The sequence below is a fragment of the Solimonas variicoloris DSM 15731 genome (assembly GCF_000382285.1).
GTDB classification, from domain to species: domain Bacteria; phylum Pseudomonadota; class Gammaproteobacteria; order Nevskiales; family Nevskiaceae; genus Solimonas; species Solimonas variicoloris.
Genome location: NZ_KB907925.1, coordinates 495,986 through 511,060, shown reverse-complemented (window position 1 = coordinate 511,060; position 15,075 = coordinate 495,986). Strand labels below are relative to the sequence as shown.

The following is a 15,075-nucleotide window of genomic DNA, read 5'->3' as shown; positions in this document are numbered from 1 at the left end:
CCTCGCGCTGCGCACAAAAAAGCCCCGGCGTCCGCGCCGGGGCTTTTTCTTTGCCCGATCCCTGCGCGCCGGCCTTGCCGGCTCAGCGCAGCAACTGCTCGCGTAGCGGCGTCAGCTGCTGCAGGGCGTGCTGGTAGCCGCGCTCGACGATCTCGTCCATGCGCTTCCAGTCGAACATGCCGACGCGCGTCACCGGCATGCGCAGATAGGCGTCGGCACGTGCCGCGCGCTGCGCGACGCCGCTCTCCGAGGTCAGCGTCGCGGTGCGGAACAGGATTGACAGCAGGCGCGGCGCATCCGGATCACGCAGCCGGAACAGCGCTTCCGGATCGGGCCCGACGACGCCGGGCGCGGCGATGCCGCCCTCGGTGCTGACGTCGGAGGCGATGATCGGCCCGCGCTGCAGGTCCTGCATGACGTCGGTCGGCAGGCTGTTGACGACCGCGCCGTCGGCGTACAGCTCGCCGTTGTAGGCGACCGGCGGCGCCACGCCGGGCACCGCCATGCTGGTCGCCGCCCACAGGTACAGCGGCCCGCGGTCCTGCACCGCAGCGCGGCCGCGCGTGAGGTTGGTGGTCACGCAGAAGTACGGCAGACGCAGCGCCTCGATGCGCTGTTCGCCGAACAGCTCGTGCAGATGGCGGACGAACTTGCGGCCGCGGATCAGCGAGATCGTCGGCAGCACATAGTCGTTGAGCAGATTGCGCGCGACGAAGGTGTCACGCGCGATCGCCTCGATCTCGTCGAGGCCGCGGCCGCAGGCCAGCAGTGCCGCGAAGAACGCGCCCATGCTCGACCCGCCGGCGACATCGACCGGAATGCCGAGCTCCTGCAGCGCGCGCAGCAGGCCGATGTGCGCGAAACCGCGCGCGCCGCCGCCGCCGAGCACGACGCCGATGCCGCGCCCGCCGAGCTGGCGCGCCAGGCTGGCGAAATCGGCTTCGCGATCGGGACGCAGGTAGTAGTGCGCGCCAGCGCCGCACAGCGCGCGCCAGTCGAGCACCGTCGGCGCTGGCGCCGCGGTCGGACGCATGACGACCAGATCGACGGGCGCGTGCGAGCGGCTCGCGCGCAGCATGTCGATCGTCGCCCCGGCTGTCGCCGGCCGCGTCGCGTCGACCACCACCAGCACGCGATCGGCCTGGGCGATGCAGCGCCGCGTCCAGGCGTCGGCGCGCGGATTGGCGAGATAGACCGTCGGCGTGTCGTGGCGCTCGAAGGCGTTGAGATGCTCGACGAGCTGGCGCTGCGCGGCGCTGCCGGCATCGGCCGCCAGCACGCTGGCGCCCGGGCCGAGCGCCGCGTCGATCGCCGCCGCGTCGACCAGCCGCGCGCGCCCGCCGCCGAGATGGGCGCACAGGCGCGCCGCCACGGCGCGGGCCGGATCGTCCGGCGTCGCCGCCAGCACCGCCAGCGTGCTGCGCCGCTGCGCGGCCGCCAGCGCGTGTGTGCTGTCGGTGGCGTTCTGGCGCAGGCGCCGGGTGATGATGCGGGTCAGCTGCAGCATCGCTTCCGGAAACGCCTGCAGCGTCTGCAGCAGCGCCGCGCTCGGCAGGCGCACCAGCACGCTGTCGCGCACCGCGTGCACGTCGGCGCTGCGCGGTTCGCCGAGCACAGCGCTGATCTCGCCGGTCGGATCGAAACGCGGAATGGCGCTGGTCAGACGGCCGTCGGCGAGCCGCGCCCGCAGGCGGCCACTGGCGACGATGTAAATGTGATCCGGCGCCGAGCCGCGCGCGAAGACCTGTTCGCCGCTGGCGACGTCGATCAGCGTCGCATGCGCGGCCAGCGCGTCGATGGCGGCGTCGCTGATGCCGCCGAAGAGCGGCGACTGGCGAAGGATGTCGCGGGCGTCCATGGCCGCGCAGTCTAGGGCCTGTCCGCGCGAATGGCATCGCTGCCGCCGGCACCGCCGCGTGCGAAGATCGGCGCATGTGCAGACGACCCGCCATGGCGATCGCGTGCGTGCTGCTGGCGGCCGCCGCGCCCGCCACCGCCGTCGAGCGCATCGAGCTGTCGGTCGGCCGGATCGACGCTCCGGGCCTGCAGCTGCGCGAGCTGCGTGCCGACTGGCAGGCCGGCGCCGGCGCCGGCGTGCAGACCCGTGTCGTACTGCCGGCGCCACTGGCCGCGCCGGCGACCATCCGCCTGCGCTGCGCGCGGCTCGAGCTCGGCGACGAAGCCTCCTGCACGCACGGCGAAGCGCGGCTCGACGCCGGTGCGGCGCTGCAGCTGCGCGCCAGTGGCGAGGTGCGCTGGCAAAGCCCCGATCGCTGGCGGCTGCAACTCGCCGCGCTGCAGGCCACGCTCGGCTACAGCAGCGCCGACGGCCGCATCGCCAGCGAGGCCCTGCGCCTCGACGCCAGCGGCAGCGCCCTTCAGGACCACGCCGGTCGCCGCGCCCGGATCGAACTGCGCGCGAGCAGTGGCCAGGCCTATGTCGAGCCGCTGTTCCTCGATCTCGGCCAGCACCCGCTGCACCTCAGCGCGAGTCTGCGCCAGGCGCCGGGCGGCGCGCGCATCACGCTCGCGCCGCTGTCGCTGACGCTCGGCAGCATCGGCAGCGCAACGCTGGCCGGCGAGCTCGATCCCGCGGCGCCGGCGCAGCATCATCGCCTCGACGTGCGCGCCGAGCTGACGTCGCTGGCGACGGCCGCCGAACTGTTCGCGCGGCCCTGGCTCGCCGGCACGCGCATCGACGACCTGCGCGCCGGCGGCACCGCGACGCTGGCGGCAACGATCGTCGACGCGCAGCCGCAGCGCGCCGAACTGCAGCTGCGTGAGGCCGGTTTCGGCAGCGACAAGCTCGGCGGCCGCATCGACGGCGTCGCGGCCGATCTGCACTGGCGTGCGGACGGCGCGGCGCCGCCGTCGCAGCTGGCCTGGACGTCCGGCGCGATCGGCGCGCTGCCGCTCGGCGCCGCCCGGGCCGCGCTGCAGCTGCGGCCGCGCGGCCTGGCGCTGCTCGACACGCTGCAGATCCCGATCCTCGACGGCGGCCTGCGCGTCTTCACGCTCGGCCTCGACGGTCTCGGCAGCGACGCGCTGGCGGCCGACTTCGACGCGACCCTCGATCCGATCGATCTCGCCGCACTGTGCCGCGCCTTCGGCTGGCCGGAGTTCGGCGGCCAGATCGGCGGCCGCTTGCCGGGCCTCAGACTGCGTGACCGCGAGCTGCGCTTCGACGGCCAGCTGCGCGCGCAGGCCTTCGACGGCGAGCTCACGGTCGACGCGCTGCGCGTGCTCGACCCGCTCGGCGTGCTGCCGCGCGTCAGCGCCGACCTGGCGATCCGCCGTCTCGATCTCGCACAGCTGACCGGCGCGTTCTCGTTCGGGCGCATCGAGGGCCGCCTCGACGGCGACGTGCGCGGCCTGCGCCTGCTCGGCTGGCAGCCGGTGGCGATGGACGCGCATCTCTACACGACGCCCGGCGACCGCTCGCGGCACCGCATCTCGCAGCGCGCGATCGACAACATTTCGTCGATCGGCGGCGGCCCGAGCGGCGTGCTGTCGCGCGGCGCGCTGCGCTTCTTCGAGGACTTCGCCTACGACCGCATCGGCTGGCGCTGCCGCCTCGACGACGGCGTCTGCCGCATGGACGGCATCGGCCCCGCCAAGGACGGCCGCGGCTACGTGCTGGTCAAGGGCCGCCTGCTGCCGCGCATCGACGTGGTCGGCTACAACCGCGATGTCGCCTGGGCCACCTTCCTCGCCCAGCTCAAGAGCGTCGCGCAGGCCAACGCCGCGCAGGTGCAGGTGCAGTGAACTTCATTGCCGGCTCAGGTCCGGCGCCTATACTGCGCGGGCCGCCTACGCCAGGGAGATTGCGCATGAAGCCTGTCCGAACCCATTCCGGCCTGATCGCCGCGCTCGCCGGCGCTGCCGTCGCCGCCGCCTGCGTGACGATCAACGTCTACTTCCCCGCCGCCGCCGCCGAGAAAGCTGCCGACCGCATCATCGACGATGTCTGGAGCAGCACGCCGGGGGCGCCGGCACCAGCGACCACCCCCGAAGCCGCCCCATCGCCGCAGAGCGCGCTGCCGGCCGCGCAGCACGTGGCGCTCGCCGTGCTCGACTGGCTGGTGCCGCCGGCGCAAGCCCAGCAGCAGCCGAACCTCGACCTGTCGTCGCCGGAGATCAGCCGGCTCAAGACGCAGATGGAGAACCGCTACGCCGACCTCAAGCCGCTGTTCGACGCCGGCACCGTCGGCCTGACGCAGGACGGCTACGTCGCCGTGCGCGATCCGAACGCGGTGCCGCTCGCCAGCCGCAACACGGTGCGCACGCTGGTTGCCAACGAGAACGCCGATCGCGCGGCGCTGTACCGCGAGATCGCCACCGCCAACGGCCATCCGCAATGGGAAAGCCAGATTCGCGGCGTGTTCGCGCAGCGCTGGATCGCCAAGGCGCAGCCCGGCTGGTGGTACCAGGCCGCCGGCGGCCAGTGGCAGCGCAAGTAGACGTCGCATCCCCACGAAAAAGGCGGCCCGCGGGCCGCCTTTTTCATGTCCCGCGGCCGCGCTTTCAGGTCTTGCCCGCCTCGCCCTGCCAGCCGCAGGCCAGGCCCTCGTTCTGCTGCTTGAGGTAGTTCATCAGCGGCTGGAAGTACTCGATCAGCGCCGAGGCGTCCATCTCGCGCTGGCCGGTCAGCTTCTCGAGCGTGTCCTGCCAGGGCTGCGAGGCGCCGGCCTTGAGCATCTCCATGTACTTCGCGCCGGCCGCCTTGTTGCCGTAGATGTCGCATTCGTACAGCGGGCCGTCGAAGCCGGCGGCGTCGCACAGCGCCTTCTGGAACTGGAACTGCAGGACGAAGGCGAGGAAGTAGCGCGTGTACGGCGTGTTGCCCGGAATGTGGTACTTGGCGCCCGGATCGAAGTCGTCGGCCGCGCGCGCGACCGGCGCGCTGACGCCCTGATAGGCCTCGCGCAGCTGCCACCAGCCCTCGTTGTACTGCGCCGGCTTGATGTCGCCGGCAAACACCTTCCAGCGCCACTGATCGACCAGCTTGCCCCACGGCAGGAAGGTGATCTTGTCGAGCGCCAGCTTCATCTGCGCGTTGATCAGCGCCCGCTCATCCGTCTTCTGTTCCGGCACCAGACCGATCTTGGCGAGATGCGCCGGCGTCAGCGACAGCGTGATGGTGTCGCCGATCGCCTCGTGGAAACCGTCATGCGCCGCGTTCTGGAAGATCGGCGGCAGCGCGTTGTACATCAGGTCGTAGTAGATGTGACCCATCTCGTGGTGGATCGTGAACAGATCCTCCTCGCGCGGCTCGATGCACATCTTGATGCGCACGTCGCCCTGCATGTTCATGTCCCAGGCGCTGGCGTGGCAGACCACGTCGCGGTCGCGCGGCCGCAGCAGCATCGACTTCTCGTAGAACGAGGCCGGCAGCGGCGGGAAGCCGATCGAGGTGTAGAAATCCTCGGCGATCCTGGTCGTCTCGAGCGCGAACTGCGCGTCGGCCTGATGCGCAAGCTCGGCGAGTTCGAGCGCGGTCGGCGCGCCCTTGGCGGCGGCGACCAGCTTCCGGTAGTCGGCGTCGCGACGCTGGCGCAGCGCGGCGCTGACGTCGAGCGAGCCGGCGCCGCTCTGGTCGGCGAGCGGATACGGCTGGACCAGCGGATAGATGTTGCTCCACTGCTGCGCCCACATATTGCCGAGCAGGTGGGCCGGAATCAGGCCGTCCTTCGGGACCACGGCGTCGCCGTACTTGCCGTTGAGCTTGGCCCGCACATCGCAGTGCAGCGCTTCATACAGCGGCTGCAGCTGCGTCCACAGCTTCTCGACGGTCTGCTCGAACTCGGCCGGGCTCATGTCGTAGCCGGCGCGCCACATCTCGCCGAGATTGGCGAAGCCGAGCTCGCGGGCGCCCTCGTTCGACAGCTCGACGAACTTCTCGTAGTCCGGCTTGATCGACTTGGCGGTCTCGTGCCAGCCGACCCAGGCGGCGGCGCGCTCCTGCGGCGTGCGCGCCGGATCGTCGATGATCTTCTCGATATCGCTCAGATTCAGGCACGGCGCGCCCGGCTGCGGGCACCACTTGCCGGCGCCGTAGTTCGCTTCCATGTGCGCGAGCACGCGCGTCAGCTCGCCGCGCTTGGCGGCGTCGTTCGGCGCCGGATTGGCGGTCGACAGCTTGAGCAGCAGCATGCCGCGCGCCGTGTCCTTGCCCATCTCCACGCCGTTGAAGCGCTTGGACTCGTCGAGCTTTCCGCCGAGGTAGCCCAGCCACTCGTCGTTGGCGCGCGACGACAGCCTCTGCGTGTCGTCGTTGATGAAGGTCGCCTGCGTCCACTGCGCGGCACTCAGGTACGGAATGAACTGGCGGTAGTCGTCGTTGACGCCGGCCATGAAAGCGTCGGCTTCGGCCGGCGTCGCCTTGGCGGCGGACGGCGCGGCGGTGTCCTTGTGCCCGCAGGCGGCGACGAGCGCGGCGGCGGCGAGCGGAATCAGCAGGGTGCGCATCGACATTCTCCCGAAAACTTCACTTTGCGTCCGGCGCTGCGGGCAGCGCCATCAGTTTCTTGACAGGCTTGCTGATCAGCAGCATCAGCCCGCCGGCACCGAGGCCGAGCAGCGCGACGCTGAGGAACTGATCCGGCATGTCCTTGATGTCGCTGCCGCCGACGTGACCGCCGATCAGGCCGGCGGCGAGATTGCCGACCGCCAGGCCGAGGAACCAGGTGCCCATCAGCTGGCCGACGTAACGCGGCGGCGCCAGGCGCGTGACGTTCGACATGCCGACCGGCGCCAGGCACAGCTCGCCGGTCGTGTGCAGCAGATAGGTCAGCAGCAGCCAGGTCGGCGCGACCTTGGCGCCGCTCGTCACGCACAGCTGCGCCGCGAACATGATGACGATGAAGCCGAGGCCCATCTGGATCAGCGCGAGGCCGAACTTGGCCGGCGCCGCGGGATCGAGGTTGCGGCGCCCGAGCCGCACCCACAGCGCCGCGAAGAACGGCGCGAACAGGATGATGTAGACCGGGTTCGCCGCCTGATACCACGACGCCGGATGCTCGCCGCTCGGGAACCACGCGCCGAGCAGCGCGCGGTCCGTGTAGTCCTGCGCGAACAGGTTCAGCGAGGTCGCCGCCTGCTCGAAGCCGGCCCAGAACGTCGCCGAGCTGAGGAACAGGATCGCGATCACGGCGACGCGGCCGCGTTCGATGCGCGTCAGGTCGGCGAACAGCAGCATGTAGCCGAAGAAGCCGATGGCGACGGCGGCCATCGCCACACCGGCCATCTTGGCGAGATCGCTGGGGCCCACCGGCACGAGGCCGCTGGCGAGCACCGCGGCCACCGCGAGCAGCGCCACCACCGCGATCGCCAGCAGGCGCCAGCCGGCGCGGCGCTGCTCCGGCGTGCCGGCCGGCGCAAGCCCGCCCGAACCGAGGTAGTGCTCGGTCAGCCGGTACTGGATGACGCCGCCGAGCATGAACACGCCGGCGGCGCCGAAGCCGAGCCGCCACGACCAGTTCTCGCCGATCGCGCCGACCACGAACGGCGCGATCGCCGCGCCGAGGTTGATGCCCATGTAGAAGATCGAGAAGCCGGCGTCGCGGCGCACGTCGGCATTGCCCTCGTAGAGCGTGCCGACCAGCGCCGACACATTCGGCTTGAGCAGCCCGACGCCAACGACGATGATCGCGAGGCCGACGAAGAACAGCGCCGCCGGGCCGGGAATCGCCAGCGCGAAGTTGCCGGCGGCGATGAACAGGCCGCCCCAGAACACCGCGCGGCGGCTGCCGATCAGGCGGTCGGCGATCCAGCCGCCGGGCAGCGAGAACAGATAGACGGCGCCGGTATAGAGTCCGTAGATGGCGCCGGCCTCCTCGCGCGTCAGGCCGAGGCCCGGATTGATCTCGGTCGCGGCGGCAGCGAGGAAGAAGACGAGGATCGCGCGCATCCCGTAATAGGTGAAGCGCTCCCACATCTCGGTGAAAAACAGCGTCGCCAGGCCACGCGGGTGGCCCAGCCAGGTTTTCTCGCTCATCAAGACCTCGTCAGAGAAACGGCGCGTCCGGCGCGCGGATCGCGCGCGATGCGGGTTCGGTGTTCACAAACCGCCGCACTATGCCCGCGCCCCGCCGGGTGGTCATCCGGTAAATCCCCCAAGGCGCCAGATCGCCGCGGCGGCGAGGACTGCGAGCAGGCCGAGCAATATCCACGCCAGCCGCCGCCGCGGACGCACCGCGCGCACGCCGAGCTCGGCGTCGAGATGCGCATGCAGCAGGCGCAGATTGCGCTGGTTCGACTTGAACGCGAAGTCGGCGAGATCGCCGACCACCGGCACCAAGCCGAGCGCGGCGTCGAGCACGACATTGCCGGTCATGCGCGCGAGCAGGCCGCGCGGCGCACGCACGCGCCAGGCCTCGATCACGAAGTAGCTGCCGAACAGCGCGCCGGCGAGATCGCCGACCACCGGGATCAGGCCGATCAGCGCTTCGACGCCGATGCGCCAGCGCGTGCCCGGCACGCCGATGCCGCTGTCGAGCCACCACGCCAGGCGATCGAGGCGCGCCCGCGTCGCATGCAGCGCCGCCTGCCGCGCGGGCAGCGCGGCGGCGGCGGCACGAACGGGATCAGTCGATACGCCGGGACCTGTCATGTTCGCTTCCGGTAAACTTTTTGCGTGATGGCGGGAACGGCGGGCGCGCGAGGCGCGCCTTTCGATGCGCAGCGTCGCGCGACCGCGAACCATTTTATGGAAGGAGTCGCATGCGCGCTCTGCTCAATCGTGTCCTCTACAGCCTGGTGTGGTGGATGTTCCGCCCGTTCTCGGGTCTGGTCCGCTACAAGACCGCGCCGCAGCCGCTGCGCGAAGGGCTGAAGATCGACCCGACCAAGCCGGTCGTCTACATCCTCGCCCAGCGCTCCTGGGTCGACATGTTCGTGCTCGAACGCATCTGCAAAGAGCTGGTGCTGCCGCGGCCGAACCGCACCGGCTCGAATTTCCCGACCGTCGAGCGCGCCGGCGTGGTCTACATGGATGCGCTGCTCGAAACGCGCATGCGGCCGACCGACCTGACGCGCCTGATCGAGACCGGCATCGCGACCAAGACCTTCGAGGCGCAGCTGGTGCCGGTGTCGATCTTCTGGGGCCGCGATCCGGGCAAGGAAACCAGCCTGTGGAAGCTGCTGTTCGCCGACAGCGTGCAGGCCGGCCGCGTGCGCAAGTTCTTCATCATGCTGTTCAACGGCCGCAACGTGCTGGCGCACTTCGGCCTGCCGTTCTCGTTCCGCGAGTACGTCGACCGCGGCCCCGACGCGACGACCTCGATCCGCAAGCTGACGCGCGTGCTGCACTTCCACTTCCTGCGCGCGCGCACCGCAGCGCTGGGCCCGACGCTGCTGCGCCGCGGCGTGGTCATCGACGGCCTGCTGCACAGCGCCGAGGTGCAGCGCGCGATCGAGCGCGCCGCCGGCAAGAACGGCATGACCCTGGACAAGGCGCGCGCCTACGCGCGCAAGTGCGCCGAGGAGATCGCCGCCGACTACTCGACGACCAGCATCAACTTCCTCGAGCGCTTCCTGACCTACGTCGTCTTCAAGCGCGTGTTCGCCGGCATTGACGTGCAGGGCCTGGAGCGCATGCGCGAGCTGGCGCAGCAGTACGAGCTGGTCTACATGCCCTCGCACCGCTCGCACGCCGACTATCTGCTGGTGTCGTACTCGCTGTACCACGCCGGCGTCGTGCCGCCGCACATCGCCGCCGGCGTCAACCTCAATTTCTGGCCGGTCGGCGGCCTGCTGCGCCGCTGCGGCGCGTTCTACCTGCGCCGCAGCTTCTCGGGCGACGCAATCTACACCGCCGTGTTCCGTGCCTACGTCGACGCGCTGATCAAGCGCGGCTATGCGATCGAGTTTTTCCCGGAAGGCGGGCGCAGCCGCACCGGCCGTCTGCTGCAGCCGAAGACCGGTCTGCTGTCGATGGTCGTCGAGGCCGGCCTGCGCCAGAACACGCGGCGCCTGGCGATGGTGCCGGTCTACATCGGCTACGACCGCGTCTGGGAAGTCGGCAGCTACACCAAGGAACTGCGCGGCGGGGCGAAGAGCAAGGAATCCGCCGAGGGCCTGCTCAAGGCCGGCAAGATCCTCGGCAAGTCCTACGGCAAGGCCTACATCAACTTCGGCGAGCCGATCATCCTGCAGGACTACGCCAGCCAGCACCTGCCGGGCTGGCGCGAGGCGATGACGGCCGACGACGAGGCGCTGCCGGAGAACTTCAAGGCCTTCGTCGCGCAACTCGCGCTCGAGAACAGCCGCCGCATCAACGCCGCGGCGGTCGCCAATCCGTCGAGTCTGGCGGCGATCGCCCTGCTCGCCTCGCCGCAGCGCGTGGTCGCGCACGAGGAATTCATCGAGCAGATCGGCTACCTGATCTGGCTGCTGAAGGGCGAGCCCTACGGTGAACATCTCTACATTCCGGAAGTCTCGCCGAAAGCCGTCGTCGACTGGAGCGGGCCGATCGCGCAGATCGCGCGCGTGCCGCATCCCTGGGGCGAGCTGCACGGCGTCACCGCGCGCGACGCCGTCGCGCTCACCTACAACCGCAACAACATCCAGCATCTGTTCGCGATCCCGTCCTTGATCGCCAACCTGTTCCGCACCCGGCAGATGCTGTCCGACGAAGCCGTCATCATGGGCGTGCGCGCGCTGTATCCGTTCCTGCGCAACGAATTCTTCCTGCGCTGGCAGCCGGCCGAGATCGAAGGCGTCGCCAAGGCCTGGATCAACGTCATGCTCGGCCTCGGTCTGCTCAGCCGCGAGAACGACCGCCTGCGCCGCCCGGACGCCAATCAGCCGGCGTACTCGACGCTGGCGATGCTCGGCCGCGTGCTCGGCGAGACACACGAGCGCTACTGCATGACGGCGCTGCTGCTCGCCGACGAGCGCCGCTCGCAGCAGCCGCTCAAGCGCGAGCGCTTCGAGGAGGACTGCCGCCTGCTCGCCGAACGCATGGCGATCCTCACCGGCCGCGACGCGCCCGAGTTCTTCGACAAGGCGCTGTTCAAGGGCTACCTCAACACCCTGATCGACGTCGGCCTGGTAACGGTCGGCCCCGACAAGACGCTGGCCGTCGATGCGCGCATCGACCGCATCGCCGAACGCTCGCTGGAGCTGCTGTCCGACGAGGCGCGGCAGATGCTGCTGCAGCTGCTGTCGCGGCGGCGCGCCGCCGAGCGCTCGGCGACTGCTCCGGAGGCGGGTGCCGAGGCCGCCACGACCGGGCCGGACCGGGGGGAAAACCACCCCGGGACAGGCCCGGAAAAGCCGCTATAATCGAGCGCTACCGGCGCCAATCGCGCCTTTTTCGCATCTGGACGACCCCATGAAGAATTCGTTACGCATGCTGGCCCTCAGCGTCGCCGCCGCCGCGCTCATCGCCGGCTGCGCCAAGAAGGATGACAAGGCCGCCGCCGGCAATGCCGCGCTCGAAACCGACGCGCAGAAGTTCGGCTATGCGATCGGCGTCGATCTCGGCAAGTCGCTGCAGCCGGTCAAGGAAGACGTCGATCTCGCCGCGCTGAAGGCCGGCCTCGACGACGCCTTCGCCGGCACCGCGCCGAAGATGGACGACGCCGCGCGCGAGGAAATCAAGAACACGGTCGCCAAGAAGATGCAGGAGCGCCAGCTCAAGCAGCGCGAGGAGCAGGCGACGAAGAACAAGGACGAAGGCCAGAAGTTCCTCGAGGAGAACGGCAAGCGCGATGGCGTGAAGACCACCGCCTCGGGCCTGCAGTACGAAGTGATCACCGAGGGCAAGGGCGCCCATCCGAAGGCCACCGACACCGTCACCGTGCACTACAAGGGCACGCTGATCAACGGCGAGGAGTTCGACAGCTCCTACTCGCGCGGCCAGCCGGTCAGCTTCCCGCTCGGCAACGTGATCCCGGGCTGGACCGAAGGCGTGCAGCTGATGACGCCGGGCAGCAAGTACAAGTTCTACATCCCGTCCGACCTCGCCTACGGCGAGCGCGGCGCCGGCGTGAAGATCGGCCCGAATCAGGTCCTGATCTTCGAAGTCGAGCTGCTGTCGGTCGGCGAGCCGAAGGAAGACAAGTCCGCGCAGTAAGCAGACTTCGTCGCGAGAAGACGCCGCCTTCGGGCGGCGTTTTCGTTGGTGCCGGCGGTGGAGATACGGCGCCGCGTTCGCAGCAGGCGCACGCGCTGCGCACGGCAGGCTCTCAGCGCGCGCGTCGACTCGTGAGCGCCTTGCGCAGCCGCAGCCCGTTGCCGCCGTCGTCGTAGTAGCCCGGCAGGCGTTGCCGCTCGACGTAGCCGAGGCGCGCGTACAGCGCGCGCGCCGCCGCGTTGTCCTCGCGCACTTCCAGCGACACCGCATCGCATCCGGCTGCACGCGCGCCGCGCTCGGCCGCCTGCACCAGGCGACGGCCCAGGCCGAGGCCGCGGGCGCGCGGATCGACGACCACCGAATAGAGGCGCGCCGTCGTGCTGTTGCGGCGCATCAGCAGGATCAGGGCACCGACCAGCCCGTGTGGCGGCGCGTCGACGACCCAGACCCGCGCGCTCGGCACGCGCAGGAAGCGCCGCACCGATGCGCGCGACATGCGATCGCCCGGGAAATGGCGCTCGAGATCGAGCATGCCGTCGACGTCGCCGGCCCGCGCCCGGCGCAGTCTCGGCTTCACCGCGCCTGCTCGCGCGTGCGCTGCTCGAGGCGCTTGATGAAGTACTCCATCACCTTGCGGTACAGCGCTTCCTTGAGGACCAGATCCTCGACGCCGTGGTCGATGTTCGGGTTGTCGTTGACCTCGATGACCTTGACGACCTTGCCGAACTGCTTGAGGTCGACGCCGTAGAGCCCGTTACCGATCGCGCGCGCCGCCTGCAGCGCGACGTTGAGCACGGCCGCCGGCACGTCCTTGACGTCGAGCGTCTCGTGCCCGCCCTCGACGATCGCGCCGTTGCCGGCGCGCTTGACGACCTGCCAGTGGCCCTTGGCCATGAAGTAGCGACAGGCGTACAGCGGCTGGCCGTCGAGCACGCCGATGCGCCAGTCGTATTCGGTCGGCTCGTAGGACTGGGCGATGATCAGATCCGAGCGCTCCAGCATTTCCGACGCCGCGCGGCGGAACTCGGATTCGGACTCGACCTTGATCACGCCTTTGGAGAACTGCGAGTCCGGCTGCTTGAGCACGCACGGAAAGCCCAGTTCGCGCGCCACCTGCTTGAGGTTGCGCGAATGCAGCAGCACGGTATTCGGCTGCGGAATGCGCAGGCGCTCCATCAGCTGCGCGAGAAAGACCTTGTTGGCGGCACGCAGGATCGACAGCGGATCGTCGACCACCACCAGCCCTTCGCGCGCGGCGCGGCGCGCGAAGCGATAGGTGTGGTGGTTGACCGCGGTCGTCTCGCGGATGAACAGCGCGTCGAACTCGGCGACGTGGCCGTAGTCGGACTTGTCGATGAACTCGACGTCGAAGCCGAGATCCTCGGCGGCGCGCTCGAAGGATTTCAGCGCGCGCGCGTTCGACGGCGGCTCCTTCTCGTCGTCGTTGACGAGGATCGCCAGGTCATAGCGCGAGGACTCGCGGCGCACGCGCAGCGGGCGGCGGCGGACGAAGTAGTCCTGCGCGGCCTCGTAGAGGAAGGCGTGGTGCGAGCCCGGCACCTCGCCGAGCGCGATCGGGCCGAGCGTGTCGACCCGCCATTCGTCGCCGCGATAGCTGAACTTGGCCTGCAGCAGCGGCGCCGGAAACTGGTTGAACAGCGCCCGCGCGAGACGTTCGTGGCGCTTGGCCATCGAACGGCCGAAGTACACGTTCATCACGTATTCGGCCGAGCCGATGCGCGCCAGCGAGTGCTGGATCAGCTCTTCGATCTCGTCGTTGAGGATGCGCGGCGATTCGGCGAGCTTGAGATCCTGGATCGTCGTGATTTCCGGCAGCGGCTTGTGGCCGCGCGCACCGGCGAGCAGGGAGACGTAGTAGCCGGTCGTCTGATAGCCGAACGAGCGGCACAGGTTGTAGACGCGCACCTTGCGCGCGCGCGTCAGGTCCTCATGCGTCAGGTAGTCCCAGGCGGTGACGACCTCGATGCCCGGAATGTTCAGCGGCCAGTCGCCGCGATGGTCGACAACGACGACGCCACTCATGGCGCGTAGCGACGGGGAGCCCCGTCAGGCGGAGGTTCTGAAGGCACGTCGGGCATGAAAGGCTGAGGCGGAGGGCGGCCTGAAAGCCGCGGCGCATGCTAGCACCGCGGCCCGCCGGAATCGACGCCGCATTTGCTACCCTCGCCGCCGTTTCGGGAGACGTCACGTGATGCACCGCGCACCGCTGTGGGCCTGGATGCTGGGACTGGTCGCCGCACCGGCGCTGGCCGATGAGCTGCTGCTCGCGCGCCGCCTGGAGGCGCCGGCCTTCCTCGACGGCGGCGCCGCGCTGCAAGCGCGCCAGGCGCTGGCGATCGGCAGCCTCGTCAGCACCGGCAGCAGCGGCCGCATCAGCCTGCAGGCCGCCGGCGGCGGCACGCTGCTGCTCGGCGGCGACGGCCGGCTGCGCTTCGCCGGCGGCGAGCCGCCGGACCCGCCGGGCCGCGCCGCGCTGCTGCACCTGCAGCTCGAGGCCGGCGCCGTGCACGTCGACGCCCGCAAGCCCGATGGTGGCGCGCCCGGCGACGTGCGCCTCGCGCAGCGCCATCTGCAGTCGCGCCTCTACGGCGCCGACGCCTGGGCCGAGACCTCGGCGGCCGGCGACGAGCTGTGCCTGCTGGGCGGCGCCGCCGAGGTGCAGACGCCGAGCGGCCACGAGCGCCTCGACGAGCCGGGCGAATGCCTGCGCTGGACGGCGCGTGGCGGGCAGCGTCTCGGTGTCGCCGAGGTCGGCTCGCTGGCGCCGCGTCTGGCGCGCACCCGCTTCGCCGACGATTACGCGGCGCGCTACGCCGCCGAACAGGCGCAGCGCGACGGCAGCGCGCGGCCGTCGCTGGCGGAGCAGGCCGGCACCACGCTGGTCGTGTCGGAAATCGAACCGGCGCCGACGCCCGTCGCACGCCCCGCGTCAGCGCCGCCGACCGCGGCGGCCGCGCGCAGTCCGGCGCGCGGCG

11 protein-coding genes are annotated in these 15,075 nt (G+C 70.5%); 4 read left to right on the top strand and 7 right to left on the bottom strand.

Features of this window, described 5'->3' with window-relative positions:
* Positions 1-82: 82 nt before the first annotated feature.
* Positions 83-1,858 (bottom strand): patatin-like phospholipase family protein, encoded by a 1,776-nt coding sequence (locus H149_RS0102440; protein ID WP_020648142.1) that lies wholly within the window; start codon positions 1,856-1,858, stop codon positions 83-85.
* A gap of 92 nt (positions 1,859-1,950) precedes the next feature.
* Here H149_RS0102440 and H149_RS19430 point away from each other — a divergent pair, with 92 nt between their 5' ends.
* Positions 1,951-3,765: a translocation/assembly module TamB domain-containing protein gene (locus tag H149_RS19430; RefSeq protein WP_020648141.1), complete on the top strand. Its 1,815-nt coding sequence runs from the start codon at positions 1,951-1,953 to the stop codon at positions 3,763-3,765.
* Positions 3,766-3,830: 65 nt separating this feature from the next.
* The gene (locus H149_RS0102430; protein ID WP_020648140.1) at positions 3,831-4,460 is read left to right on the top strand and encodes a YdbL family probable chaperone protein; all 630 of its coding nucleotides are present in this window, start codon (positions 3,831-3,833) and stop codon (positions 4,458-4,460) included.
* A gap of 64 nt (positions 4,461-4,524) precedes the next feature.
* On the opposite strand, the gene H149_RS0102425 is transcribed toward H149_RS0102430, so the two are convergent.
* From H149_RS0102425 to H149_RS19425, 3 genes are all read right to left on the bottom strand, one after another.
* On the bottom strand, positions 4,525-6,474 hold the full coding sequence (locus tag H149_RS0102425; protein ID WP_020648139.1) for a M2 family metallopeptidase: 1,950 nt from the start codon (positions 6,472-6,474) through the stop codon (positions 4,525-4,527).
* Between the two features lie 13 nt (positions 6,475-6,487).
* Complete coding sequence (locus tag H149_RS0102420) at positions 6,488-7,996, bottom strand: peptide MFS transporter (protein ID WP_020648138.1); 1,509 nt, start codon at positions 7,994-7,996, stop codon at positions 6,488-6,490.
* A 102-nt stretch (positions 7,997-8,098) separates the two neighbouring features.
* On the bottom strand, positions 8,099-8,611 hold the full coding sequence (locus tag H149_RS19425; protein WP_020648137.1) for a DUF4112 domain-containing protein: 513 nt from the start codon (positions 8,609-8,611) through the stop codon (positions 8,099-8,101).
* Between the two features lie 110 nt (positions 8,612-8,721).
* Between H149_RS19425 and plsB the strand changes: the two genes are divergently transcribed.
* Both plsB and bamJ read left to right on the top strand, forming a co-directional pair.
* Positions 8,722-11,286 (top strand): glycerol-3-phosphate 1-O-acyltransferase PlsB, encoded by a 2,565-nt coding sequence (plsB, locus tag H149_RS19420; protein ID WP_020648136.1) that lies wholly within the window; start codon positions 8,722-8,724, stop codon positions 11,284-11,286.
* A gap of 49 nt (positions 11,287-11,335) precedes the next feature.
* Positions 11,336-12,079: a BamJ family beta-barrel-assembly machinery protein gene (gene bamJ / locus H149_RS0102405; protein WP_026352770.1), complete on the top strand. Its 744-nt coding sequence runs from the start codon at positions 11,336-11,338 to the stop codon at positions 12,077-12,079.
* A 112-nt stretch (positions 12,080-12,191) separates the two neighbouring features.
* Here bamJ and H149_RS0102400 read toward each other — a convergent pair whose 3' ends face one another.
* From H149_RS0102400 to H149_RS23040, 3 genes are read right to left on the bottom strand one after another with little or no spacing between them, the layout of a single operon-like run.
* On the bottom strand, positions 12,192-12,656 hold the full coding sequence (locus H149_RS0102400) for a GNAT family N-acetyltransferase (protein WP_020648134.1): 465 nt from the start codon (positions 12,654-12,656) through the stop codon (positions 12,192-12,194).
* On the bottom strand, positions 12,653-14,122 hold the full coding sequence (locus H149_RS0102395) for a RimK family alpha-L-glutamate ligase (RefSeq protein ID WP_020648133.1): 1,470 nt from the start codon (positions 14,120-14,122) through the stop codon (positions 12,653-12,655). Before H149_RS0102395 ends, H149_RS0102400 begins: the two co-directional genes overlap by 4 nt.
* On the bottom strand, positions 14,028-14,777 hold the full coding sequence (locus H149_RS23040; RefSeq protein WP_154654596.1) for a hypothetical protein: 750 nt from the start codon (positions 14,775-14,777) through the stop codon (positions 14,028-14,030). The genes H149_RS0102395 and H149_RS23040 overlap by 95 nt, the downstream gene beginning before the upstream one ends.
* Positions 14,778-15,075 lie beyond the last annotated feature (298 nt).